The 23,713-nt window shown below is 54.2% G+C and carries 25 protein-coding genes; 13 read left to right on the plus strand and 12 right to left on the minus strand.

Annotated elements, in window-relative coordinates; translation table 11 throughout:
• Positions 1-130 precede the first annotated feature (130 nt).
• From V0288_RS08900 to V0288_RS08910, 3 genes are all read left to right on the plus strand, one after another.
• Positions 131-1,189 carry a formylglycine-generating enzyme family protein gene (locus V0288_RS08900; protein ID WP_332864728.1) on the plus strand — a complete coding sequence of 353 codons (1,059 nt, stop codon included), beginning with the start codon at positions 131-133 and terminating at the stop codon, positions 1,187-1,189.
• A 175-nt stretch (positions 1,190-1,364) separates the two neighbouring features.
• Positions 1,365-2,636 (plus strand): glycosyltransferase, encoded by a 1,272-nt coding sequence (locus V0288_RS08905; protein ID WP_422661940.1) that lies wholly within the window; start codon positions 1,365-1,367, stop codon positions 2,634-2,636.
• Positions 2,637-2,704: 68 nt separating this feature from the next.
• The gene (locus V0288_RS08910) at positions 2,705-3,673 is read left to right on the plus strand and encodes a glycosyltransferase family 2 protein (protein ID WP_332864730.1); all 969 of its coding nucleotides are present in this window, start codon (positions 2,705-2,707) and stop codon (positions 3,671-3,673) included.
• A gap of 43 nt (positions 3,674-3,716) precedes the next feature.
• On the opposite strand, the gene V0288_RS08915 is transcribed toward V0288_RS08910, so the two are convergent.
• Positions 3,717-4,082: a DUF1815 family protein gene (locus V0288_RS08915; RefSeq protein ID WP_332864731.1), complete on the minus strand. Its 366-nt coding sequence runs from the start codon at positions 4,080-4,082 to the stop codon at positions 3,717-3,719.
• 501 nt (positions 4,083-4,583) lie between these two features.
• Between V0288_RS08915 and V0288_RS08920 the strand changes: the two genes are divergently transcribed.
• From V0288_RS08920 to V0288_RS08935, 4 genes are all read left to right on the plus strand, one after another.
• The gene (locus V0288_RS08920) at positions 4,584-5,039 is read left to right on the plus strand and encodes a putative molybdenum carrier protein (protein WP_332864732.1); all 456 of its coding nucleotides are present in this window, start codon (positions 4,584-4,586) and stop codon (positions 5,037-5,039) included.
• Between the two features lie 248 nt (positions 5,040-5,287).
• Entirely contained in the window at positions 5,288-5,503 is a 216-nt protein-coding gene (gene ndhO, locus V0288_RS08925; protein WP_332864733.1) for an NAD(P)H-quinone oxidoreductase subunit O, read from the plus strand.
• 27 nt (positions 5,504-5,530) lie between these two features.
• On the plus strand, positions 5,531-6,514 hold the full coding sequence (gene mdh, locus V0288_RS08930) for a malate dehydrogenase (protein ID WP_332864734.1): 984 nt from the start codon (positions 5,531-5,533) through the stop codon (positions 6,512-6,514).
• Between the two features lie 130 nt (positions 6,515-6,644).
• Positions 6,645-8,612 carry a protein phosphatase 2C domain-containing protein gene (locus V0288_RS08935; protein ID WP_422661941.1) on the plus strand — a complete coding sequence of 656 codons (1,968 nt, stop codon included), beginning with the start codon at positions 6,645-6,647 and terminating at the stop codon, positions 8,610-8,612.
• 260 nt (positions 8,613-8,872) lie between these two features.
• Here the strand turns inward: V0288_RS08935 and V0288_RS08940 are convergent, their stop codons facing one another.
• Positions 8,873-9,418 carry a GNAT family N-acetyltransferase gene (locus tag V0288_RS08940; RefSeq protein WP_332864736.1) on the minus strand — a complete coding sequence of 182 codons (546 nt, stop codon included), beginning with the start codon at positions 9,416-9,418 and terminating at the stop codon, positions 8,873-8,875.
• On the minus strand, positions 9,376-10,308 hold the full coding sequence (locus V0288_RS08945) for a LysR family transcriptional regulator (protein ID WP_332864737.1): 933 nt from the start codon (positions 10,306-10,308) through the stop codon (positions 9,376-9,378). Before V0288_RS08945 ends, V0288_RS08940 begins: the two co-directional genes overlap by 43 nt.
• 165 nt (positions 10,309-10,473) lie before the next feature.
• Between V0288_RS08945 and V0288_RS08950 the strand changes: the two genes are divergently transcribed.
• The 3 genes from V0288_RS08950 (at position 10,474) to V0288_RS08960 (ending at position 12,623) form a co-directional block, all read left to right on the plus strand.
• The gene (locus V0288_RS08950; RefSeq protein WP_332864738.1) at positions 10,474-10,710 is read left to right on the plus strand and encodes a CDGSH iron-sulfur domain-containing protein; all 237 of its coding nucleotides are present in this window, start codon (positions 10,474-10,476) and stop codon (positions 10,708-10,710) included.
• A gap of 353 nt (positions 10,711-11,063) precedes the next feature.
• On the plus strand, positions 11,064-11,462 hold the full coding sequence (locus V0288_RS08955; protein WP_332864739.1) for a histidine kinase dimerization/phospho-acceptor domain-containing protein: 399 nt from the start codon (positions 11,064-11,066) through the stop codon (positions 11,460-11,462).
• Between the two features lie 132 nt (positions 11,463-11,594).
• Positions 11,595-12,623, plus strand: coding sequence for an IS701 family transposase (locus V0288_RS08960; RefSeq protein ID WP_332864831.1), 1,029 nt, complete (start codon positions 11,595-11,597; stop codon positions 12,621-12,623).
• A gap of 409 nt (positions 12,624-13,032) precedes the next feature.
• Here the strand turns inward: V0288_RS08960 and V0288_RS08965 are convergent, their stop codons facing one another.
• The 4 genes from V0288_RS08965 to V0288_RS08980 all read right to left on the minus strand — a co-directional run bounded on the left by V0288_RS08965 (position 13,033) and on the right by V0288_RS08980 (position 15,516).
• The gene (locus V0288_RS08965) at positions 13,033-13,848 is read right to left on the minus strand and encodes a YwiC-like family protein (protein ID WP_332864740.1); all 816 of its coding nucleotides are present in this window, start codon (positions 13,846-13,848) and stop codon (positions 13,033-13,035) included.
• A gap of 15 nt (positions 13,849-13,863) precedes the next feature.
• A complete protein-coding gene (locus V0288_RS08970) occupies positions 13,864-14,196 on the minus strand; it encodes a cupin domain-containing protein (RefSeq protein ID WP_332864741.1) in 333 nt (110 codons plus the stop codon).
• Entirely contained in the window at positions 14,193-15,020 is an 828-nt protein-coding gene (locus V0288_RS08975) for an SAM-dependent methyltransferase (RefSeq protein ID WP_332864742.1), read from the minus strand. Before V0288_RS08975 ends, V0288_RS08970 begins: the two co-directional genes overlap by 4 nt.
• Positions 15,021-15,381: 361 nt before the next feature.
• A complete protein-coding gene (locus tag V0288_RS08980) occupies positions 15,382-15,516 on the minus strand; it encodes a hypothetical protein (RefSeq protein WP_332864743.1) in 135 nt (44 codons plus the stop codon).
• Positions 15,517-15,524: 8 nt separating this feature from the next.
• On the opposite strand from V0288_RS08980, the gene V0288_RS08985 reads away from it, so the two are divergent.
• A complete protein-coding gene (locus tag V0288_RS08985; protein WP_332864744.1) occupies positions 15,525-16,226 on the plus strand; it encodes a Crp/Fnr family transcriptional regulator in 702 nt (233 codons plus the stop codon).
• 77 nt (positions 16,227-16,303) lie between these two features.
• Here the strand turns inward: V0288_RS08985 and V0288_RS08990 are convergent, their stop codons facing one another.
• On the minus strand, positions 16,304-17,347 hold the full coding sequence (locus V0288_RS08990) for a tetraprenyl-beta-curcumene synthase family protein (RefSeq protein ID WP_332864745.1): 1,044 nt from the start codon (positions 17,345-17,347) through the stop codon (positions 16,304-16,306).
• A gap of 443 nt (positions 17,348-17,790) precedes the next feature.
• On the opposite strand from V0288_RS08990, the gene V0288_RS08995 reads away from it, so the two are divergent.
• The gene (locus tag V0288_RS08995) at positions 17,791-18,237 is read left to right on the plus strand and encodes an alpha/beta fold hydrolase (RefSeq protein ID WP_332864832.1); all 447 of its coding nucleotides are present in this window, start codon (positions 17,791-17,793) and stop codon (positions 18,235-18,237) included.
• Between the two features lie 109 nt (positions 18,238-18,346).
• On the opposite strand, the gene V0288_RS09000 is transcribed toward V0288_RS08995, so the two are convergent.
• Both V0288_RS09000 and V0288_RS09005 read right to left on the minus strand, forming a co-directional pair.
• Positions 18,347-19,690, minus strand: coding sequence for a hypothetical protein (locus V0288_RS09000; RefSeq protein ID WP_332864746.1), 1,344 nt, complete (start codon positions 19,688-19,690; stop codon positions 18,347-18,349).
• 274 nt (positions 19,691-19,964) lie between these two features.
• On the minus strand, positions 19,965-20,513 hold the full coding sequence (locus V0288_RS09005; protein WP_332864747.1) for a DUF3611 family protein: 549 nt from the start codon (positions 20,511-20,513) through the stop codon (positions 19,965-19,967).
• 441 nt (positions 20,514-20,954) lie between these two features.
• On the opposite strand from V0288_RS09005, the gene V0288_RS09010 reads away from it, so the two are divergent.
• A complete protein-coding gene (locus V0288_RS09010; protein ID WP_332864748.1) occupies positions 20,955-22,028 on the plus strand; it encodes an AI-2E family transporter in 1,074 nt (357 codons plus the stop codon).
• 57 nt (positions 22,029-22,085) lie between these two features.
• On the opposite strand, the gene V0288_RS09015 is transcribed toward V0288_RS09010, so the two are convergent.
• Together V0288_RS09015 and V0288_RS09020 are read right to left on the minus strand one after the other, a co-directional pair.
• A complete protein-coding gene (locus tag V0288_RS09015) occupies positions 22,086-22,898 on the minus strand; it encodes a potassium channel family protein (protein WP_332864749.1) in 813 nt (270 codons plus the stop codon).
• A 255-nt stretch (positions 22,899-23,153) separates the two neighbouring features.
• A complete protein-coding gene (locus V0288_RS09020; protein ID WP_332864750.1) occupies positions 23,154-23,711 on the minus strand; it encodes an HPP family protein in 558 nt (185 codons plus the stop codon).
• Between the last annotated feature and the right edge of the window lie 2 nt (positions 23,712-23,713).

Below are 23,713 nucleotides of genomic sequence, written 5' to 3' on the forward strand. Positions count from 1 at the left end.
ACTCCTGACTCCTGACTCCTGACTCCTGACTCCTGACTCCTGACTCCTGCCTCCTCTGACCGCCCGGACGTTCCGAAATCGCCAATGATAGAATGAAAAACGATCCCGACTACCCGATCGAGAACCAGCGATGACAAACCTCACCGATAACTCCCGCGAACCCCTCACCAGAAGAAATTTCCTGAAATTCGCGGGGTTAGTCGGCACCGGCGCGGGAATCGCCACCGTACTTTCTACGGGACGGGGAAACTCTTCACCGCTCGATCCCGCCGATCTCGATCGCTTTCTCCGACAAACGAACCCCACCGACTTTCCATCCCTAAAACTAAGCGAATATTCCTTTGAAACCGTAACGGTCGATCGAACCGGTCAGATCGTCGATCGCCGTCCCGGAACCGCCCGCTCCTGGCGCGAACCGCTCGGAAACAATCTCGATCTCGAAATGGTTTATCTCCCCGGCGGCCGTTTTCTCCGCGGTTCCACGCCCGAAGAAAAAGGCGATCAAACCGGCAGTGAAAGACCGCGAGAATCGGTCACGATCGCTCCCTTCGCTTTAGGCAAATACCCGATCACGGTCGCGCAATGGCGGGCGATCGCGACCCTCCCGAAAATCCATCTCGATCTCCCGGACGATCCCGCCTTTTTCCCGACCGATAACCATCCCGTCGAGCGGGTATCCTGGTACGAGGCGATCGAATTCTGTCAACGCCTTTCCAAAGCCACCGGCAAGGATTACCGTCTACCGAGCGAGGCGCGCTGGGAATACGCCTGTCGCGCCGGAACCACCACCCCCTTTTACTGCGGCGAAACCGTAACCGCCGCTCGGGCCAACTATTTCGCGGCCTACGATCCCTACGCGGACGAATCGGGAAGCGCCTACCCCGCCAAAACAACCCCGGTCGGTAGTTACGCCCCCAACGCTTTCGGTCTCTACGATATGCACGGGAACGTCAACGAGTGGTGCGCCGATCTCTGGCATCAGAATTACAAGGGGCAACCCCCTCTCGACGGCAGTGCTTGGTTAGAGAGCGATCCCCGATTACATCCCCGTCGTCGTCCGGCCCGCGTCGTGCGCGGGGGCAGTTGGGGGGATGAGGCGAGGCATCTGCGGAGCGCGAACCGCACCTTCTGTCTACCGGAAAAACGCTATAGCGTGCTAGGTTTCCGGGTGATGGTCGCGCTAACCTGAGCGAGAAACTGCCCCGATTCTCGGCGGAAAATCGGCGATACGTCCCCGTATCGATCGCCCGGTCGTGGTTCAATGAAGATCGCGCTCCGAAAACCGATCGACGGGGAGAAACCTTTTATCCTCGCCATCGCGTCTAAAAGCTAATCGTGTTGTGAGTGAGTCAGGTAACGTTTTCATGACCGTACAAGCCTCTCGTCTTCTTCTCCCCTCCCCCTCCGGCTGTCTTCAGGTGCCGCTCTCTCCCCCCTCGGGCGAGGCGATCGAGGGCGAGTCCGGTTCGCTCGCGAACCCTCTCTCCCTATCTCTCATCATTCCCACCTACAACGAAAAGCGTAATATCGTCGCTCTGGTGGGAATTCTCGGCGATCTCCTCGATCGAGCGATCCCCGGAGATTACGAATTGATCGTCGTCGATGATAACAGCCCCGATCTCACCTGGGAGGTCGCCCGCTCTTTAATGCCCGATCATCCCCAATTACAGGTTATGCGGCGAGAGGGAGAAAAAGGACTCTCCTCCGCGGTCGTGCGAGGTTGGCAAGCGGCGCGCGGGGAAATCTTAGGCGTGATCGACGCGGATCTACAACATCCCCCCGAAATACTCCTCGAATTGATCGAAAAAATCCGATCGGGAGCCGATCTCGCGGTAGCCAGCCGTCACGTCGAGGGAGGGGGAGTGAGCGAGTGGAGTCTCACCCGACGCTTTCTATCGAGGGGAGCGCAACTGTTAGGATTACTGATTCTCCCCAATGTCGTCGGGCGCGTATCCGATCCCATGAGCGGTTATTTTCTAGTACGCCGCCAAGCGATCGCCGGGCCCGTCTTGAACCCGATGGGCTATAAAATTCTGCTCGAAGTGATCGGTCGCGGCGATATCGCCACGATCGCCGAGGTGGGTTACGTTTTCCAAGAGCGTCGCGAGGGCGAGAGTAAAGTCACCGGGAAACAATACATCGAGTACATCCTGCACCTGTTGAAATTGCGATCGAGAGGTCGCGTCGGTCGCTTGCGGCAACGGTTGCAATTCCCGCTCGATCGCTTTCTCCGCTTCGGCGCGGTGGGTTTGAGCGGGGTCTTTGTCGATATGGCGATCTTCTATCTCTTGAGCGATCCCGCCTCTCTCGGTTGGGGGATGACCCGGAGCAAGATCATCGCCGCCGAGATGGCCATTATTAATAATTTCCTCTGGAACGATCGCTGGACGTTCGGGGATATCGCCAGCGCCCAGAAAGGAGCCGGTCAACGCTTTAAACGATTTTTAAAATTCAATCTAATCTGTCTGGCCGGTTTGATTCTTAACGTTCTGTTCCTCAACTTTTTCTTTAACGTTCTCGGGATCGATCGCTACGCGGCCAATTTACTGGCCATCGCGCTCGTCACGGTGTGGAACTTCTGGATGAATTTCAAACTCAGTTGGCGGGTAACGGAAGTGAACCACCCGAAATCGTAGGCCCGATCGAGGCTCGATCGGGTTTCTAGAAAAGACCGCTTTCCCCTACTCGACTCCCCCTATCTATCATGCTCGATCCTTTAACCGCCATTCCGAACCCGTCCCTGAAAAACTACCGGATCGCCGCGCTGATTCCCTGTCGTAACGAGGGCTTAACTATCGATCGGGTCGTTTCCCGCTTTCAATCGGTCCTCCCGTCAGCGGAAATTTACGTCTATAACAACCGCTCCACCGATGATACCGTCGAGCGCGCCCTAGCCGCCGGGGCGATCGTCCGCCACGAAACCCAACCGGGAAAAGGCAACGTGGTACGCCGGATGTTCGCCGATATCGAGGCGGATATCTATATCCTCATCGACGGCGACGATACCTACGAGATCCCCGCGGTAGGACGCTTGATCGAGAGACTCCTGAACGAACAGTTAGATATGGTGGTCGGGGCCCGCGTCGAGGAACGCAAATCCGCGCGAACCTATCGTCCCGGACATCGCGCCGGCAATGCTTTCCTGACCGGTTTCGTGAAATTTCTCTTCGGGGCGCGCCTGATCGATATGCTCTCTGGCTATCGGGTATTCTCCAGGCGTTTCGTTAAATCTTTTCCCGCGCTATCCAACGGATTCGAGATCGAGACCGAGTTAACCATTCACGCGCTAGAGTTGAAAATTCCCTTCGCCGAAGAACCGACGCTTTACGGGGAGCGTCCGGAAGGTTCCGAGAGTAAATTAAAAACCTTTCAGGATGGCTGGCGCGTTTTGGGAACCGCGATCTTATTATTTAAAGAAATTCGTCCTTTTCTCTTTTTCAGCTTGGTCGCTCTTCTTTTGGCGATCGTCTCGCTCTTACTGGCGATCCCCGTCTTTGTCGAGTACATCGAGACGGGATTGGTCCCGCGCTTTCCCACGGCTATCCTCGCCGCGTCGATCATGCTTCTCGCTTTTTTGAGCTTCACCTCCGGGATGATTCTCGATTCCGTCTCCCGAGGGCGTAAGGAAGTGAAGCGGATGGCGTATCTGGCGAACCCGTCGATCGAAAGTTAGGAAAAAGCTTCGCTAAACATACGGATCTAGCGATCGCTCCGGTTTAGACAGCCTGTAGCTGTTGGAACACGGACGAGGGTTTTTTGCCGATAAATTCCGAGGGCGCGACCGCGTATTTGATCAGGTTGGCTAACTCTTCGAGTTGAGCGATCGCCTCGGCCCCTTCGAGTTTCATTAACTCTCGATCGTCGCGCATCTCCGTCCAGGTGATCCCGTAATCGGATACCAGAAAACGGATCAAATGCGTTTCGCCGAGACTCACCATAAATGACGCGCTATTCATCTGACCGCCGCAAGTATAGCAGGATGCTGGATAGCCTCGGTTCTCCAGGGCGATCGCTAAGGCTTGTAAATCCATCACGAGATCTTGTACCAGTTGGCGGTGTTGCTCTGCAAGTCGGTTAAACACGATGATCCTCCTAACAACACTCCTCAATTATAAAACCTTAATAGTTTTTTAAGATTCTTTTCAGAGTTGATAACGTAAAGCGATGAACCGTTCTCTTACCGATTAGAGAATACAATCTTACCTCTCCCGGTCTAGGGTAACGTGAATTCCGTGGATCGCCCGGTATCGCGGGTCACACATCGAGCGCTTTGTCAGTTGCCGATAACCTGTACTCCCGGACGGCCGAGAGGTTCGCGTACCGCTCTATCCCCATTCTGAGCGCTCTTTTCGACGACTTGGGATTTTCGAGAAAAAAATTTGCAAATCTCCATTGACAATCATAAAAACTCGCGCGTTAGATTCGGGTACGGAGTGAGTCGGGGGATGGGGAGATGGGGGAGTTTTTCGGGAAAATGGGGAAGGGAAAAGGGAAAAGGCGATCTTTCATTCTTTACCCTTTACCCTTTACCCTTTACCCTTTACCCTCTCCTCCTGACTCCTGACTCCCGATCGGAGGTCTACGTGAAATTACGGAAAATTGTTTCGGGAGGGCAAACCGGGGCCGATCGAGCGGGGTTGGATCACGCGATCGATCGGGGGATTCCTCACGGGGGTTGGTGTCCGCGGGGACGACGAGCGGAGGACGGGGCGATCGATCCCCGTTACGAGTTACGGGAAACCCCTTCGGCAGACCCGGCGGTTCGTACCGAGTGGAATGTCCGCGACTCCGATGGAACGGCGATCTTCTGTATTCACTATCCCCTGACGGGAGGAACGTTATTAACCGAACGATTCGCCCGACAGTACGGAAAACCCTGTCTGATTCTCTGTAAAACGCTACCCGACGGCGATCGGTCCGCGAAACTCCGAAAATTTATCGGGGAACACCGGATCGAGATTCTCAACATCGCCGGGCCGAGAGCCTCGTCCGAACCGGATCTCGATCGATTCGTCCGGGAAATCCTCGATCGACTGTAGAGCGAGGGAGGCAGGAGGCAGGAGTCAGGAGGCAGGAGGCAGGAGTCAGGAGTCAGGAGTCAGGAGGCAGGAGTAGGGAGTAAATTTCTCGAAACTCTCCATTTTTTCCCGAAACTAGAACCTCTCTATCTTGATTTCCCACTCCGAACTCCGAACTCCGAACTCCCCGTCCCCCCATCCCCACCCCGATCGCCGGGATATGTAACAATTTATGGAAGAAAACCTAGAGCGAAACCAACGGAAAAAACATGGCAGGTACAATCAAGAAAGGAGCTTTAGTGCGCGTGGTGCGGGAAACGTTAGAGAATAGCCTGGAGGCGGCCGCCAGCGATCGACGCTTGCCGAGCTATCTGTTGGACAGCAAAGCGGAAGTCTTGGACATCAAAGATGAATACGCGCTTTTGAGATTCTACGTTCCCACCCCGAATGTGTGGTTGAAGCTCGACCAACTAGAACCCGCGTGACGGGGAGTTCGTCCCCGTCGATCGATTATGGCTGACTTTTACGATACGCTTCTGCCCTGCCAATCCCCGCGCGTCACGGTTATCGGCGCGGGGAATGTCGGACGAACCCTCGCCCAACGGATCGCCGAAAAAAACCTCGCCGATGTCGTTCTCCTCGATATCGTCGGGGGACTTCCCCAGGGAATCGCCCTCGATCTAATGGCGGCCGGGGGAATCGAACAACACGATAGCGAGATTATCGGGACGAACGATTACGCGATGACCGCGGGGAGCGATATCGTCGTCATCACCGCCGGACTCGCCCGCAAACCGGGGATGAGTCGGGATGACCTGATGGCCGTCAACGCCAAAATCGTCCACGAAGCGGCGAGAAATAGCCTTAAATACTCTCCCGATGCCATTTTTCTCGTCATCACCAATCCCCTCGACGTGATGACCTATCTAACCTGGAAAGCCACCGATCTGCCCCCGCAGAGGGTGATGGGGATGGCCGGGGTACTCGATTCCTCGCGCCTGCAAACCTTTATCGCGATGGAACTGGGCGTGAGCACCGCCGACGTTCAGGCGATGGTGTTAGGGGGACACGGGGATCTGATGTTGCCCCTACCCCGCTATTGCACCGTGAGCGGCGTACCGATCACCGAACTGATGGACGCGGCCACGATCGAGCGCCTCGTCGAGAGAACCCGCGACGGGGGAGCGGAAATCGTCCGATTACTCCAGACCGGGGGAGCTTATTACGCGCCCGCCGCCTCCGCGTGTTTGATGGTCGAGGCGATTTTACGGGATCGCTCGCGATTACTACCCGCCGCGGCCTATCTCGACGGCCAGTACGGATTGCGGGATCTCTATCTCGGGGTTCCCTGTCGTTTGGGATGTCGCGGGATCGAGAGTATTCTGGAAGTGCGCCTGACCGACGCGGAACAACAGGACCTGCACGTTTCCGCGGCCTCGGTGCGAGAGAACGTGAAAATAGCGATCGATAGCCTAACGGTCGCGGGCGCCCGCTAGAATCCCGGAAAAGCGCGGGGAACCAAAGCGGGAACGCTACAATCTGGAAAATCGTGTATAATTACAGCTTTCGTGTCCTTGACACGAGATAAACCGCTTGAAAACCCCCGCCGAGGAGCAAACCGCTGGCATGGATTCCGTGACGACCCTTCAATGTCAAAACTTAACTTGTTTGACCCCCAATCCCCTCGCCAACAAGTTTTGTGAAAAATGCGGCACCCCCCTGGTCAAGCGTTATCTCTGGATGCCCGGCGATTGGGTGAAAACTTACTATCGGATCGGCGATCTCGTGGACGATCGCTACCTGGTCAAACAGCCGAACGTCGTTCTCGATACCCAACCCGCTCAGGCCCCGCGCGCGCCCGACGAGCCGCCGACCGAGATCGCCCCGTACCTAAAACTATTTCCCCAACGCCTCCACGTCCCGCAGATCTACGGGTATATTCCCAGCCCGGACGAGCGTCTGCCGATGGATCTCTGGCTATTGGAATACGGTACGGTTCCCCTCGATAGCGAGGGCGAATTACTCTATCCCGGATTGTTACCCCTTTTCACCGAAGAATGGCCGAAAGCGAGTGCTCTCGGTCAACTTCACTGGCTCTGGCAGATCGCCCGAATCTGGCAACCGCTCCAGAAAAAAACGGTCGTTTCTAGCCTGCTCGACCCGTCCCTGTTACGGGTGAACGGTCGCCTCGTGCAGTTGTTGGAATTAAAACTCGATGAACCGCCCGTGCCTCGATTGAGCGATCTGGGGCGGTTGTGGTCGGATTGGATACCGGGCGCGGCGGAGGAGGTACGGGATTTTCTCGATTCTTTATGCCAGAAACTGCAATCCGGCGAGATCGATCGGGCCGAAACCCTGATCGCGTCCCTCGATCGGGCCCTGGCCCATTACGGCCGCTCTCGAAAACGTGTCTATCATCTCTATACCTGTACCGATACCGGGCCGACCCGCGATCATAACGAGGATGCCTGTTATCCCGCGCCCGATCGGATCGTGACCGTTGACCCGGACGGCACGCCGATCGCGATCGTCTGTGACGGCATCGGCGGTCAGGACGGGGGAGAAATCGCCTCGGGCCTGGCGATCGAGACTCTCGAACAATCCCTGATCTCGGATAATCCCCTACCGATCGGCGACGATCCCGACACGATCTCCCGTTCGATCGAGCGGGCGATCCGCATCACCAATGACACGATCAGCCAGCGCAACGACAGCGAACACCGCAGGGAACGCCAGCGCATGGGAACCACCGTCGTGATGAATCTAGCCCGCGCTCACGAGATGTACGTCGCGCACGTCGGCGATTCGCGGGTGTACTGGATCACCGCCAACAGTTGCCATCAAGTTACCGTCGATGACGATCTCGCCTCCCGGGAAGTGAAATTAGGCTACCTGCTCTATCGCGACGCGGTGCAGTATCCCAACGCGGGCGCTCTGGTACAGGCGTTGGGCATGAGCGGGGCCAACAATCTCCACCCCACCGTGCAGAGATTCATTCTCGATGAGGATTGTGTTTTCCTGCTCTGTTCCGACGGTTTAAGCGATTACGATCGGGTCGAACAATACTGGGATAGCGAGATCCTACCCCTGCTAACCGGGGAGAAAACCGTCGTCGAGGTGGGAACCCGATTACTAGAACTGGCCAATCGGAAAAACGGACACGATAACGCCACGATCGCCCTCGTCCACTGTCATCTGGAACCGGCCGACGAACCGATCGCTCCCCTGTCCGGTAGCGATATCGAGACGATTTTTCCCGATCGAACGATCGACGCGAGCGAGGATACTCTAGATACCGCCGGCCAAGAGGAAACGGGTGAGGAGATCCCGACTATACCGCTCCCGGTCGCGCCGGTTCCCGCGTCGGTTCCCGCGCCGGTTCCCGCGCCCGCGCCCGCTCGTTCTCGCCCGTTTTCTATGACCGCGCTGGTCGGCTTGCTGGCTTTGGGCGCGATCGGCATCCTCGGTGCGCTCGCCTGGCAGTATCTAGCCGGTTCTCCCCGGGCCGTTACCGATCCCTCTCCGGTCCCCACTTCTCCAATCGATCCCCCCCCCCGACTCCCTGAACCCGAAAAGAGCGATCGGCGTTGGTAAACGAGCGCGATGATCCGGAATCCGATCGCGGGGAAAGGGTAGAGAATCCAGAAACAAGGTCGCCCGATCTCCCCTTTTCCCCCGCTCGTATCCCGGTGAGAACGACAGAAAATCGGTCTAATCCGGTCATTCCGGGAAGAGGTAGTGTTTAACTCTCGATCGAGGAGTCAAACCGTCGGGCAAAAACGAGGGGACGATCGGCATTACCTTGGTCTTCACGCTCGTGTTGACGAGCCGGTTCGGGGAGCGAGCGGAATTATCTATTTTTCTTCCAGTCGCTTTTCGAGGGTGATCTCGTAAAATCCGTAGTCGATCGCCCGGTAGAATTCGATCGCCGCTCGATTATCCGCCAAAGTATTCACCCTGATTACCGACAAACCCCGACCCCGAAAATGGCTCTCGGCCGCTTCCATCAAAGCCGTCCCGATACCGCGCCCGCGCGATCGGGGCGAAACGTACAGATCGGAAATATAACCGTATTCCCGCTCGCGGTCGTAAACGTGGAGATCCCCCGCGTCGAGTCTCTCGATAAAACAGACGAGAAAACCGAGAATATCCCCCGCGGAACCGGCCACGTAAATCCGTCCGTCCCGTTCCAGCGCGAGTTCTTCTAGATAGGCTAGATGAGCGTCACCGATTTCCACGCCCGGCGGACGATTCGGGTGATACTCCCGTTCGCTATCTTGCAGGGCCTCCCTAAAACCGACGAGAATCGATCGATCTCCCGGTAGAGCGTTACGAATTATCAGATCGGGTTCTATAGTTATCGTTCGTGAGAGCGAGAGATCGGGAGCGTCTCCATCCAATCAGCGCGACCGAAGCTTTCCTGTAGGAATTCGGTAAACAACCGAACCGTGATCGAGAGATGGCGGTTCGTCGGGTAGATCGCGCACAAAGAGAGCGAACCGATCGAGTAGTCCGGCAAGATCGCCCGTAAGGTTCCCCGACGTAACTCGCGGGCCACGAGAAAGGTCGGCAGTAAAACAATACCCAAGCCCTTGATCACCGCTTCTTTCAATACCTCCCCGTTGTTAGAGCAGAGAGCGCCCTCGATCGGGATGGCCTGTTCCCCGTCCGGCCCGTCTAGTTTCCAGACGTTTCCCGCGCTCATATAGCCGTAGTGCAGACAGGAATGCTCGCGTAGGTCGGCCGGGCGCTCGGGAAGCCCGCGCTCGGTTAAATAGCGATCGCTCGCGCAGAGGACAAGCTCGATCGAGGCGAGAGGGTGAACCACCAGCGACGCGGACTCGGGAGGGACGGACACGCGGACGACGAAATCGAACCCCTCGCTAATCGGGTCGATCAGGCGATCGTCGAGGGTTAACTGCACCCGTAACCGGGGATAGCGAGTCATGAAATCGGTGATTAGGGGCGCGAGGTATAACACCCCGAAAGACATGGGCGCGTTCACCCGAAGGACTCCCACCGGTTCCTCGTGCCAGCGTGACACGGCGATCTCCGCCTCCGCCAGATCCGCCAGAATCGTCACGCATCGCTCGTAAAAAGCGAGTCCGGTCGTGGTCGGCGTGACCCGGCGGGTACTGCGATGGAACAGTCTGGCTCCCAGTTCCCTCTCCAAATTGATCACCAGTTTATGAACCGCCGATCGGGATAGTTGCATTTCCCGCGCCGCTCCCGCGAAGCTCCCCGTTTTCACCACTGTCGTGAAAGCTTTCAGGCTCTCGAACTTATCCATTCTTCCACTATTGTCAACTATTTAGAAACAGTGTATCTCTTAAATACCGTATTGTCTTTTTTAAAGATCCAATCGATAATACAACTAACGAGATCGCCAGATGTTCCCGAAAGGGTATAGACAGCGATCGACAAACGAGAATTGTCATTAAGGAGAATACTACCCGTGGATCAACCGATTATCGCCGACAAGAAGCCCGCCGTTCTCGATCTCGAACCGGGAGATTACTGGTGGTGTACCTGCGGGGCATCGACCAACCAGCCTTACTGCAACGGCGCTCACCAAGGTACGGGGTTCACTCCCGTGAAATTCACCGTCGAGGAGCCGAAGAAAGTCGCCCTCTGTCTGTGCAAGGCGACGGCGAGCGCTCCTTTCTGTGACGGAAGCCACACCAAACTGTAGAAAATCGAGCGAAGATCTCTCGTAACAGCATTTCCTATAAACCCGACCCTCGATTTAGTCTCGCCCTTTCCCCTCGGTTCCCTTTCCCTCGCCAACCGTATCGTCATGGCTCCCATGACCCGATTACGGGCTGACGGAACCGTTCCTACCGAGGTTATGGCTCTTACTACACCCAAAGAGCCTCGGCCGGTCCGATCGTGACCGAATGCACGATGATTTCCCCCCTGTCCCGCGGCTACCTCGACTGTCCGGGCATTTACAATGGTGAACAGAGCGCCGGCTGGCGGAAAGTTACCGGAGATCCGGGTTGAAAGCCTCGCCCTTCTAGGGCGACTTTGTATTTTATCCACAAAATGAAATGGTGGGATGTGGTCGTCACGCCCATTTTCGACAGTAACGGCGAGGTTTTCCAGATTCTCGCCGCCTCGCGGGATGTCACCGAGCGGGAGCTATACGAGGCGAGATGGCACAAAACGAACGAGGAACTGGCCCGCGCCACCCGTCTTACGGATGAATTTCTGGCCAATATGAGCCACGAACTCCGCGCTCCCCCGAACGCGATCCCGGGAATGTCGGAAGCCCTGCAAGACGAGGTTTTAGGCTCGCTCAACGAGCGACAACAGAAATCGATCGCCACGATCGAGAAAAGCGGCCGGCACCTGTTATCCCTTTTCTGTCAGAGGTGGAATGCCGCCGATCCCGCGATCGAACGATTCCCTTACCGGGCGAGGATTTCGGGATTGAGTTGCTGACAGTTTCCCTCGATCGGGTCGTAACAACGCTCAATTCTCGTGAAACCATTGATATAGGACTTTCGCATTGACAGAACTGGCGGAATATGTAGAGGATGCTAATGACCTGTTTCAAAGCCGAGGAGACCAGCCATCAGAGTTCTAACCAAGCCCTCGACCGCTCGATGTGACGTAGATAAATACACTTATTTTCTGCTTTCAGAGCCGAAAGGGGGCGGTTGCTGCCGTCTGGCAGAGGTTTTAGGGATCTCTCGTCACAGTAGTAATCGTTTCCTGTCACGCGAGGAATATACTCCCCTAGACTTGTTTGAAGAGGTCAAAAAGAATCTGAACCTGAAAGGAGGTGTGTTAAGTGCGGACGATACGGTGGTCGAAAAAAGGTACAGCGATCCGAAGCGCTCGGAATTAATCGGCTATTATTGGTCGGGAAAATATCGGAAAGCGATCGTGGGGCTAAATTTAATCACGCTTTACTATACCGAGCCGGCGGGAAAATCATTACCGATCAACTATCGTCTTTACAATCCGGTCGAAAAAAAGACCAAAAACGAGTACGTCCGAGAGATGATAGAGGAAGTAATCGAGTGGGGAGTCGAACCATCAATGGTAACGGCCGATAGTTGGTATTCCTCGCGGGAAAACTTACAGTTTTTTAAAGACAGAAAACTCGGTTTTCAGCTAGGAATCGCTAAAAATCGTTTGCTTAGAGAGATGGGAGGGCAATTCGAGCGAGTCGAGAATTTAGAGATTCCCGAGTCGGGAAAGATAGTTGAACTCAAAGGATTCGGAAAAGTGAAAGTATTTCGGAGAACTTTTAAAGACAAAAGTTTTCGCCATTATATCACTTTTCTAAATGACGAGTCCGAACTGGAAAATTGGACTCGCGATGACTTTCGACAACTACAGAATTTTCACTGGGGGATCGAGCGCTATCATAGAGCGCTAAAACAATTGTGTGGATTATCAAAGTTTCAAGTGAGAAAAACCGAAGCGATTACCACTCATGTTTTTTGCTCGTTAAGAGCTTTTTGTTTCCTAGAGTCCCTGAGAGCGAGGGCAGAAATAGATTCTTGGTACGCGGTTCAGAAACAGCTTTATTTAAAAGTAGTTAAAGAGTTTATTTTAGCGAACTTATCTCCTTCCTTGGATTTACTTGCATAACTTACACTTTCTGTCAATGCGAAAGTCCTATGATAGACAAGCGTTCCGGCTCGGATTGCCAACAGGAACCGATCCTACTCCGATGAAAGAGGGATTAGTACAGGAGCCGGGAAAAAGAAAGCGGGAGCCAGCAAGAGGAAGAAGAAAATAGCTTTGAAAAGTCAAAAATTTGATTTTTGTCTTGAAGGATCTTAAAATTACGCGTTTCAAGTTAAAGCGGAAATAGCCGAGACCGCGGGAATGACCGATTGTGGACGGGAGATCCGGGAGATACTGCCCCGACTGCCGAAAGGGATGATCCGCTACAATAACCCTTACGGCTTCTACACCGAGCGAAAACTGCCCCGTCGCGATTAAATCGAACCTCGATCTCTAGAAATCCGGTTGATCCCCGGTCTGTTTTCTTCTCTCAAAGATGGGGCGGTAAGAACGAGAGAGCGACGATCGCTAGAAACAGTAGTGCCGAGATCGTTTCCAACATCGCCACCACACCGATTTTCGCCGAGCGATACCGGTCCCGTTGCCAGACGACCGACAGCGCTTTCCAAGGGGCGATGCCGAAAGCCGCCACCGCTACAGGGGATAGCCAGCCCACCCATCCGAGCGCGACGACGATCGCCGTAGCGATCGAGTGAAAGAGAACGATCGGCCCGATCGAGGGGTCTTTCGCCTTCCGAAATTTAACGAGGAAAATCGTACTCGAAAAAAATAGGCTATTCAATAACCACAGAGAGAGCGCGTCGCGGGCGATTTCTCCCCCGCCCGCGCGATAGGCGAAAGGCGCGGACAGACAGACCGCGGCGAAGGTGATCAGTTCATTGAAAACCGATTTCTGTTGCCGCCGCGTCACGGAAATCGCGTCGAAGATAAAGGCAACGCCCGCCCCGGTATAGACGATCGAGAGCCAGATTTTCCCGTCGTCGCGCGCCCACAGGAACGAGGCGAGTCCCACCGCGATCGCGCTGTAGAAGCTACCCCACACCAGAAAACGGGGCTTCCAACTCTTGCGCTGTTTGATTTGCAGTATCCAAGGGTGTTCGGCTTGAAACGCCCCGAAAGCGCAAACGCTCGCGAGAGTCGTCGCGACAGTCCACCGTCCCGCCGCGGCCGCGCCGGTGAGAAAAGAAACGAAGAGAATCATGTAAACACCGTGTTCCGGGGAGAGCGTGGGGCGATACCAAGCTCCCGAATTCGGTCTACGGGACGGGGCGATCGTTGTCTGCATCGAATCGAGCCTCCCTCACGAAGTCGCCGAGAGAATCAGCAGAAAAGCGAGATTGGAGGTCGCGTCGAGAGCGTGAGGGGCGTTAGCGGGCATAAAGACCAACACCCCCGGTTCTAGGGCGATCGCCTCTCCGTTCAGGGTTAACGTGCCGTTTCCCTCGATCGCCTGTACGGTCGCGTTCCGGGTAGAGGTGTGTTCGCTTATCTCCGTACCGCTCGCCAAACAGAAGAGCGTGTACTGACAGGCCGCGTCTTTAAACAGAATTTTGCTTAAGATCCCCGATTCCGGGTATTCCAGATGTTCGCGGAGTTGGAGGACGGGGGTTCGCGATAGTAAGGTCGTGTTCATCTGTTGGCTCCTGCCGATTTACGGGCGAGTAGGAGAATATAACCGAGTTCGTGGCGATAACGATCGAAAACCTCGCGCATTTCTAGAACCCGTTGGCGCAGGTCGGGACGGGCGAGGAGGTTCCACGCTATCTTCAGGGTATCGAGAATTCCCTCATCTCGGAGGACGGTTCGGGGGTCGAGGAGTCCCATCGCCCCGATCTGATGGCGCGTAACGATTAATCCCGCGTTCGCGAGATTTTCCCGCCAGCCTTCCCCGGAGAGAGGCGTGGTATTTACCCGGATCGCCCCTCGTAGTGCCGGATAAATTTCCGCTTCATTGCCTTCGATCAGGAGTTCGTGGGAGAGGAAGCGACCGCCGGGTTCGAGGAGGGCGCTGACTCCGGTAAGAATTTTCGCCTTGGCGGGCGCGGACTGCATCGAGAGAATCGCTTCCGCCACTACCGCGTCGAACCGTCGATCGATCTCGTCGAGCCGGAAAATATCCCCCTCGATGAACGTGATCCGATCGCTTAGTCCCGCGCTCGCCACGTTCGCCCGGGCCCGTTCCACGCTCTCGGGATTTTTCTCGATCCCGATCACGTTTACCCCGTAACGCGACGCGAGATCGATCGAGCTATAACCGAAGCTAGACGCGAGTTCTAAAACGGTTTCTCCCGGTTGGAAATTCGCCATCTCGAACAATTGTCGCGTCGCCGTCCGTCCGCCGGGGCGTAAAAATTTTTTTCCCGCCGCCGCTAGAACCTGATGGCCGGGAGCCGTCCGCGGATCGAGAGGGGAGGTTCCGGGGGAATTCGTCGTCCCCCTCGCTACTGTATCGCTCATGGTTTGTAACCTTGACTCGTTCTGTACCCAGTATCGAAGAAAGGACGGCAGGGGACTATGAGGTAGCTCATACTGGAGACCTCATTCTAGAATTCAAGAATTGTCGTGTGGTTAAGGAGACAGGAGCCAGAATTCAGGAGTCAGGAGGAAGAATAAAAAATTTCCAAGTAAAAATTTTCCCAAAAACCTATTTATCTTGTAAGATTCTATTTTTTGAAGTTTTTAGACCCTCAAAAACGAATCGCGCTTCGAGGTATCGGGGAAAATTCTCTTTATAGACCTCCGGTAAAAGTGAGAATTGAACGTCGGATTCAAACTTAAATATGATTTTAAGAATATTTAAAGAAAATTCTGTATAAATTCAGTATTTTATCCTTAAAAGCTCTTTACTTCTTCTTCCTCCTCCTGACTCCTGACTCCTGACTTCTGACCCGACAAGAGATTTCTGATGTTTGCCGGAGGTTTTATAATCGGGATCGAGAATAGTCCGATTCAATCCACCGGATGCTAGGTAGTATCGAGAAACTCCGACAGGTTCCCTTACTCGCGACCCTTCAGGATTCCGAGTTGCTTTCCCTCGCGCCTTTCACGGAGATTCGAGCCTTTCGAGCCGGAGAGATCCTACAGCACGAGGGCGATCGTCTTCCCGCCGCTTTACACGCGCTGTTATCGGGTTCGCTCCGGGTGAGTCGGTTGGCGATCGATGGGAAGGAAACCATTTTTCGGGTTTTGGGGAAGGGGGAGATTTTCGCCGCTCCCGCTCTGTTCGGTAACGGGATCGCCCCGGCCACCGTCACGGCGGAAACCGATAGCGAGACGATCGAGATACAGAGGGAGGCTCTTCTGGATGCGATCCGCGTTAACCCGGAGATCGCCTTGAAAATGCTGGAGATTTTGAACCGGCGTTTACAACGGCTTCACGACACGGTACACGGTTTGATGTCGGAGAGAGCGATCGCCCGTCTCGCTCGTTATCTGGTCACGGCCGCGACCGAGGGGGGGACGGATACCACGGCCGCGGGAGACGTGTTGCGAGAGCGGCTATCCTATTACCGGATCGCCCGCAGTATCGGCATTACCTACGAGGAATGCGTTCGGCTGTTCCGACAGATCCGGACGGTGGTGGAGTACCGTCGCGGCGGGAAAATCACGATAAAGCAGTGGTCTGTCCTGAAATCGCTGGCGAGAGACGCGGAGACCTCGTGAATCTTCTATTTTGCCGAATTTTGTGTCAGCCAGGTTCGGTTTCGGGGAATGTGCCGGCGGGATTATCGCGTCGGCCATTACGGGAGCATCCGCCGAGAGCGGATTCGGGACATAATCAGACCGTTCCAAAGGAAAAAGAATGGTAGCCCACCGCAAGAGCGGATAATCTGCCTCGCGCTCCGTCTTATTTCTTTTTGCTCGTTTACCTTGCGATCGGCCAGATAAACCCCCAGTAAAGCCCGAACGATCATTCGGTGAAACGATCGGCGCGGTAATCCGGAAACCGCCCGATCAGCCTCTCGGACGAAGAAAATCAATCGATCGGTCATCTCCCGATCGCTAGGGTAATAGGTACAGAAATTCAAATCCCCCCCGAGTCTGTCCTCCTCTCGATCGATTAAATAGTCGAGTAGAATATGCAGTCCTTGCATCCAGGGAAAATAGCTATTTTTCACCTCGATAGCGAATTCCCGAGAGAGCGCCGGATCGCCGGCGTAGGCCACCAGACAGAAAATTCCCAGGGTCGAACCGGCACACGCGGAAAATTCGTACCACGTCAGATCGGGAACCGAGTCGGGATACTCCTCGAACCACGCTTTTAATCGGGGAACCCGCTCTTGAACCCGAACGTGTTTATGCACCTGTAAATTACAATAACGCTCGGCTAACTCGTGTAAACAACCGGCGATCGCCCCGTAGGACGGTAATTGACGCGATACATTCTGACAGGTTTTCACTAATTTGACGAGATAGCCGCCATCGTCCTGTTCCGCGCGCGCTCGGTAATAATTCACGCATTCCGCGTTCGGGGTCAGGGCGTGAAAACAAGCGAGATGGAGACTCCGAAAATCGTCTGGATCTAAAGAGGTACTCCGATCGCAGAGATTATCTAAATAATCACTGATCGTCTGGTACGCGACGATAAAACGGATCGTTCGATCGATATCCTCCCCGGCGAGTAACCCGTAAATCGCTCCCCCCTCGCAGTGAAAGGTTTTGCTGTCGATACTGGCTAGAGCCTGCGCCCGTAGTTCGGGATCGGGAATTTTCTCGGCTTCTATTCTCCATCCGTTTAAATACTCGCGCGCCCTCGGTAGAACTTCCCGATAAACCCTTAGCATCAAGGTTGCCGGGTTGGACGGAACCGATCTCGATCGAGATCTATCTACCGAAAAGAGAGATTTTGTATCTTTATAATTATCGGAATATTTATTAACGATTTCTAGCATATTTTATTCACGATTTATTTCGAGCTTAGAATTAAAACTCTGAAAAATTATCCATCGATTGAAATATTTTTAAGGAGAACGTTATCTATAATTAGACAGGGGTAGATCGAATCAGCATCACTACTCGGATCGAAGCTTTCTCGAATTAACCCGATTTCGGGATAAGGAAAGGAGAGGGCGGTAAGCTGATAGAACGCGAATACTTCAGCAGGCCCATTCTATATTTAATTTAGAGGCTCTTTTCCGCGATAGCGATAATTTCTAGGTGAAATTCACGTCTTAGGGTTATTTTCACCGTCCCCGGTAGTTTCCAATTCCGCACCACGGCGATCCTGATCAATCCCACCTCTTCTTTCCCGAGAGTTCCCCTATTAGTTCTCGGTTCGTTTCTCCTCCCTTGGACTCCCCAGTTCGTTTACGAACTTTCCTCGATTCCGGCGGTATTTTTCCTGGCGCGGATGACGAGATTATCCCCGATCGCCCGGAAAACGCTACGGAAAGCCGTCCGCGACGCTCCTCAACCCACGGCGGTACAGCGTTTAGAATTGCCGAGGGAATTCACGATCGACACGGCGCGACTGCGACAATTTACCGAACCCGTTCTATTGTTCGGTAGTCGGGGCGATCGAATCCTGCCCTCGGTCGAAGAGGTTTACCGTTTAGCGGGAGTGTTTCCGAACGCTCGGACGGTTATCCTACCCCACAGCGGCCACGCGTGTTTACTGGAATCCGATCTGGATCTCATCGCGATTTTACGGGAGACGCGTTTCTTACCCGTATAGATCGGGAGCGTCCCATTTCTAGTCGGATAGCCCCCTTTCCTCGATCGGGAACGGGGGAAGCGAGTTCGCGGTCCGCCACGAGACGGGATTTTACACCTCGCGCGAGAGGCTACTGTTGTACGAGAACGAGGGTTTCCTGATTGGTTCGCTCTCCCTTACTGGCGCTCAGGCTAATCTCGTAGCGGGTTCCGGGTACGCCTCCCGACGGCTGGAAGCTGAGGCTGAAATTTCCCCGATCGTCGGCCTGGATAGTACGACTGAGAACGTTGCGCTCGACACCGAAGAGACCGATCACGCTATTGCGGGCGATGACGTTCACGGTGATCGTCGCGTTGGGAGCGCTTCTACCGCTCACTTCCACCCGATCGCCCACCTGACTGTTATTGGCGGGGCTGAAAATTTCTAAAGGTAAAGCCTCGTTCGTGGAAATATAGTCCTGGGTATTCCGGTTACTCGCTTCGAGCGTGTCGTCGAGACGGGCGCGGACGACCCGATCTTCCCTCTGTAAAGCCGCCGTTGCCTTCATCCCCGAGGAGGAAAAAACATCGCGATCGCGGACGGTGTAACTCCCCTCGTAGCGTCCGGGGGAGACTTCCCGCATGGGTCGATCGTAAGTTACCCCCTCGATCGAGTAGGTCGCGGTCGCGTCGGGAGTACCGAGCAGGGTGAACACTAATTCGGTTCCGGGTTGTAAGTCGCGGACGGAATTGACCGTGAAACGCTCGATCGACAGGTTCCCGTAGCGATCGCTATTATTTCCCGTCGCCACGAGGGAATCGATCGGTGTGGCGCTGACGCGACGATTTCCCACCCGTAACTCGGCGCTCGCCGAGGTATTGTCGTCGAAATTATCCTGACCCCGGATCGTGTAACTTCCCTCGTAGCGTCCGGGGGAGACTTCCCGCATGGGTCGATCGTAAGTTACCCCCTCGATCGAGTAGGTCGCGGTCGCGTCGGGAGTACCGAGCAGGGTGAACACTAATTCGGTTCCGGGTTGTAGGTTACGGACGGGATTCACCGTGAAACGATCGATCGATAGATTCGCGTGGCGATCGCGATTATTTCCCGTCGTCACGAGGGAATCGGCCAGCGTGGCGCTGACGCGACGATTTCCCGCCTGTAGATCGGCGCGAACCGGGACGTTGCCATTAAAATTATCCCGATCCCGGATCGTGTACCGCGCCTCGTAATAGCCCGATCGCACCTCGCGAGCGGGGAGATTCCTGGCGATATCGCCGATATTCACGGTCACTCTAGCGTTCGGGGTTCCCTCTAGGGTAAAAACTAATTCGCGTCCGGGAGCCGGGCGATCGATCGGTTCGACGCGGAAACTATCGATACGCGGGGCGGAATATTGCGCCACGATCGCCGGATTGGCGAGGACAAGATTCGGCGTACCGATGATAACGGGCAAAAAAGATAGGGCTAGGGTTGCTGTTAATAATCTCTTCATCGCGAAAATCTGTCACTCCCGACAGTTACAAATATTCCCACTCTCTTCTATATAATTTGAAAAGACTCGTTCTCGCCGTCTTTCGGATGTGATATTTTTTACTCTTCCTGTAGAAAGAAATTCAGCGATGAGTAAATCTCGATCGCTGAAAACCGCTTGTAGATGGAAAAGGCGAGACGGATTGTTAGAGAGAACGGGGGATTTTATTCAATTACGAGTAACCCATCGATCGGGGCGACAGAGCTTTTCCCGATCCGGGCGAATTTCACCCCGATTATTTTTCCAGCCACTCCAATAATCCGAGCGATGTCACCCCGCCCACTAAATGCGCGCCGATTAAATGAATTCCTCCCGAGAGAACGAAAAGATCGAGGGAACGTACCACGTTTTCTCGGTTATAGATCGCGACCCCCTGCGGCTCCGCTAGAGATTTTCCCAGTACCCCGATCACGCTAATCTCGGAGGCGATAAAAGCGATCGCCAAACCGATACCGCTCACGAGTAAACCGAAACGTAATTTCTCTAAAACTTCCTGTTTCGAGGGTCGTAAAGCGCGATCGGCTGTCTGTAAAAGTTTCGCCGTCCGTCGGTATTGAAACGCCCAATATAATCGGAAAATCAGAACGCAGATCCCCGTCAAACAGAGGAAAATCCCGACCCCGATCGCCGGATTTTCGGTTCCCGCACTTAAATTCCTGCTAGAAATCGCCAAGAAAATGGCGAGAGCGGAAACGGTTCCTAACGCCAATTGTAGCCAGAAGCTAAATTTACTCAAGGTTCGGAAGGTACTCGCGAACCGCTGTCTACTCGGTGCCTGTATCATAGAACTTCTCTCTACTATTTAGATCGCTCGACCGTCATTTTCAGTTTGATAATATTTTTCACGATCGACAACTATCTTAAGTCGTGAATCGGACGGGAAGAGGTCGGGGCGATCGGGCGAAACAACCGGCAGAGAATCCATCGATTCAGATTTTCGATAAAATTTATTCTTTTAGATCGAGGCGGGAGAAGAATACTCGATCGGCGATCGGGTACGAGATAAATTATACTAGCTTTTTAGCGACTTCTTCTATTTAAATAAATCTCGAACTTAATTCGATAACGGCTATTTTTTATCGCGGACGATACGCCCTTTCCCAAAATGTAGAGCTTTAGATAGAAGAAAAAATTACCGAGATTTTTTATAAAAAACTCAGGTTCGCTTATTCTTCTCTCTAGTCGGAAGAAGCGAGGATTGAAAATTGCCCGGATAAATCTCGATATGAGAAAAGCTTTTCTAAAAAATTTATGGGAGCGGATCACGATTAATTTTTTAGTCCGATCGATCCTACTGCTCGTTCTCGCTTGGGGGATTGTCCGGATCATTGACTACTTCGGAGATATCATCGCCATTTTTTCCTTCGCGACGATTCTCGCCTTTTTACTGCACTATCCCGCTCGATATTTGAGCCGCTTTTTTCCCTATAATCTAGCGGCGATCGTCGTTTTCCTGTCCGCTCTACTGCTCGCGGGAACTTTACTGGTGGGCATCGGGCTAAAGGTACTATCGCAGGGACAACAACTGATCGATAGTATGACAGATTTTATCGGGTCGATCGCCTCTCTATTCGAGCGATCGGAAGCCTTTTTAAACAAGCTGAATATTCAAGTGAATTTAAACGCGGTACAGCGATCGATACAGGATCAACTTTTCGTTTTAGTCAATTATATCGTTTCTAACCTCCAATCGACATTCCAAAATATTTTAGGATTAATTATAACCCTGGTCGTCGCTTTCTTTATGTTACTAGAGGGAGAAAATCTCTGGAATTCCCTCCTCAAGCTTTTACCGGAAAACCGCCAACAAAAATTCACGAAAATCGTCAAAGACAACTTCCTCGGATTTTTCCTAGGACAGATCTTGTTATGTTTGTTTCTAATCACCGCTACCTTTATCATCTTCGTATTCCTGCAAACTCCCTTTCCCCTGCTTCTCGCTTGTATCGCCGGGATTTTCGATCTAATACCGGGAATCGGCGCGACATTAGGGGTGAGTACGGTCGTTTTAATTCTCCTCGCTCAAAATGTTGGATTAGCCTTGAAAGCGTTAATCGCCTGTATCGTTCTCCAACAGATTCAAGATAACCTGATCGCGCCCAAAGTCATGCAGAACACGATCGAGCTAAATCCCGTGGTCGCCTTCTTCGCTCTCTTGGTCGGGGCGAAAATCGCGGGATTGCCGGGGGTTTTCCTCTCCCTCCCGATCGCCGGGGTGATCGCCAGTTGGTGGAAGAGCGAGGGAAATCGGGCGGATAAATCGGAAGTTATTAACCGGCGGGAGGATCGAGAACCGTAACTCTCACGAGCGTTGAAATCACCGTATTCTATCGATCGTTTCGGATATTCTCGATGGTTATTCTCCATCCCGCTGACGGATTAAAACTTGGATTTCCTGTCGTAGCGCGGCGATTTCCGCTTGTAAATCGGCGAGCGCTCTCGCCCCCGCGACCTCGGCCTTCGGATCTTCCGCGTCGCGGCCGACAAAGAAAGTGGCGATCGTCGCGGTCACGTAACCGAAGATCGCGAACGCGTACAGGGCTAATAGAAAGCACAGTACCCTTCCCTCCGCGGTTTTCGGGAAATAATCCGATCCCATCGTCGTCATCACCATCGCCGTCCACCACAGCGCCGCGCCGTAATCGCTCAGGGGAGATCCCGCCAGGTCCCTCTCGAACGCGTAAATTCCCGCCGATCCCGCGAGCGTGACGATTCCCGTTAGCCCGACGAGGTAGCCGAATCCTCTCCGTTTGACGCTGGCCGCCAGGGCCCGCATCCCCCGGTTCGTTCGCGTCACCGCTCTCAGGAGTCGTATCCCCCTCACCGCGCGGGTAGTTTGTAGGGCCCGTACCACCTTCACCCCGCGGAAGATCCGTAAGGCGGGAAGGAGTAAGGCGAACGCGGTCAGCCAATTCCGTTGTAAATAAGCCCCTTTACGGGGAGAAAGCAGAAATTCGAGCGCGAAATCGAAAACGAAAACCCCCCAGATCGCGAGGCTGACCAGATCGAGTAACGGGGGCAGTCCCCACACTAACTCGATCGCGAATAGCGCCAGCCAGACGAAACCGAGAACGAGCATGGGAATTTCTAGCCAGTCCTCTAACTGTTGTAGGATCTCGTCGCGTTCTCGATCGAGAACGTGCCGGAAAGACCGTTCCGCGTCATTCATAACCCATCGCGTGATTATCTTTCTATTTCTAACCTTCGTCGATCGCCGGATATTTCGCTCTCTAGCCGGGGAAAGATCCTCGCCCCGCCTGAAAAACTTTTCTAAGCGAGGATTTTTTTTAAAATTTATCGATTTTTTGATTTCCAATGGTTACGCGAATCCGCTAGTTCGCGCGACCTGCACGAGAAAACAGGAAGCGTATTTTGGAGAGAGACCTAAACTTTTACCGAAAAAATTCTCTTTAAGGCTATTTTTCTAGCGTTGTCGGGAAAAATCCCCCATCCGAAACCGGCGGAAAAATTCCCCGACGATCGCCACGACGATCACACCGACGGCGATCGTTACCGCGTCCCGCCAGACGGGTTTAACGCCGCCGAGCGCGATCAGTAGCGTGGTCGCCGCGGCGGGAGGATGGGAGGCTTTGAGAAGGAATCCGAACAGCATATTCAACCCCACCGCGAGAACCGAGGCCACGACCCGCGCGGGGGTTAACTCGTGACTCGAAAGAACGGGAGGGGCCGCGCTCGCTCCCGATACCCACACCGCGAGGAAACCCTCGACCAGTCCGTGAGCGTGACCGACAACGGTGTTGTAGAATCGGGCCGTCGGTTGTTCCGGCTGTTCGGCCTGCAAAAAAGCCGTCGGCCCTAAACTGGGGAACAGCCAGGGTTGACCGGCGATCAGCCCGATCGCCCCGACGAGCGCGATCAATAACGAGGCGACGATCGGGGCCCAGACGATATCGGGAATTCCGGGGGGATAGCGTCGCGGTCGGGAAGTTCGATCGCTTCGGGCGTGTTCGGTGGCGGTCATCG

This window comes from Pannus brasiliensis CCIBt3594, from assembly GCF_036688125.1.
Classification (GTDB): domain Bacteria; phylum Cyanobacteriota; class Cyanobacteriia; order Cyanobacteriales; family Microcystaceae; genus Pannus; species Pannus brasiliensis.

Excerpts from the sequence above, each read along its gene's own strand:
- V0288_RS08910 (WP_332864730.1), top strand. The coding sequence starts at position 2,705 with ATGCTCGATCCTTTAACCGCCATTCCGAACCCGTCCCTGAAAAACTAC.
- V0288_RS08945 (WP_332864737.1), bottom strand. The coding sequence starts at position 10,308 with ATGGATAAGTTCGAGAGCCTGAAAGCTTTCACGACAGTGGTGAAAACG.
- V0288_RS09015 (WP_332864749.1), bottom strand. The coding sequence starts at position 22,898 with ATGAATGACGCGGAACGGTCTTTCCGGCACGTTCTCGATCGAGAACGC.
- V0288_RS09000 (WP_332864746.1), bottom strand. The coding sequence starts at position 19,690 with ATGAAGAGATTATTAACAGCAACCCTAGCCCTATCTTTTTTGCCCGTT.
- V0288_RS09020 (WP_332864750.1), bottom strand. The coding sequence starts at position 23,711 with ATGACCGCCACCGAACACGCCCGAAGCGATCGAACTTCCCGACCGCGA.
- V0288_RS08990 (WP_332864745.1), bottom strand. The coding sequence starts at position 17,347 with ATGCTAAGGGTTTATCGGGAAGTTCTACCGAGGGCGCGCGAGTATTTA.
- V0288_RS08985 (WP_332864744.1), top strand. The coding sequence starts at position 15,525 with ATGCTAGGTAGTATCGAGAAACTCCGACAGGTTCCCTTACTCGCGACC.
- V0288_RS08970 (WP_332864741.1), bottom strand. The coding sequence starts at position 14,196 with ATGAACACGACCTTACTATCGCGAACCCCCGTCCTCCAACTCCGCGAA.
- ndhO (WP_332864733.1), top strand. The coding sequence starts at position 5,288 with ATGGCAGGTACAATCAAGAAAGGAGCTTTAGTGCGCGTGGTGCGGGAA.
- V0288_RS08900 (WP_332864728.1), top strand. The coding sequence starts at position 131 with ATGACAAACCTCACCGATAACTCCCGCGAACCCCTCACCAGAAGAAAT.
- V0288_RS08965 (WP_332864740.1), bottom strand. The coding sequence starts at position 13,848 with ATGCAGACAACGATCGCCCCGTCCCGTAGACCGAATTCGGGAGCTTGG.
- mdh (WP_332864734.1), top strand. The coding sequence starts at position 5,531 with ATGGCTGACTTTTACGATACGCTTCTGCCCTGCCAATCCCCGCGCGTC.
- V0288_RS08905 (WP_422661940.1), top strand. The coding sequence starts at position 1,365 with ATGACCGTACAAGCCTCTCGTCTTCTTCTCCCCTCCCCCTCCGGCTGT.
- V0288_RS09005 (WP_332864747.1), bottom strand. The coding sequence starts at position 20,513 with ATGATACAGGCACCGAGTAGACAGCGGTTCGCGAGTACCTTCCGAACC.
- V0288_RS09010 (WP_332864748.1), top strand. The coding sequence starts at position 20,955 with ATGAGAAAAGCTTTTCTAAAAAATTTATGGGAGCGGATCACGATTAAT.
- V0288_RS08935 (WP_422661941.1), top strand. The coding sequence starts at position 6,645 with ATGGATTCCGTGACGACCCTTCAATGTCAAAACTTAACTTGTTTGACC.
- V0288_RS08975 (WP_332864742.1), bottom strand. The coding sequence starts at position 15,020 with ATGAGCGATACAGTAGCGAGGGGGACGACGAATTCCCCCGGAACCTCC.
- V0288_RS08955 (WP_332864739.1), top strand. The coding sequence starts at position 11,064 with ATGAAATGGTGGGATGTGGTCGTCACGCCCATTTTCGACAGTAACGGC.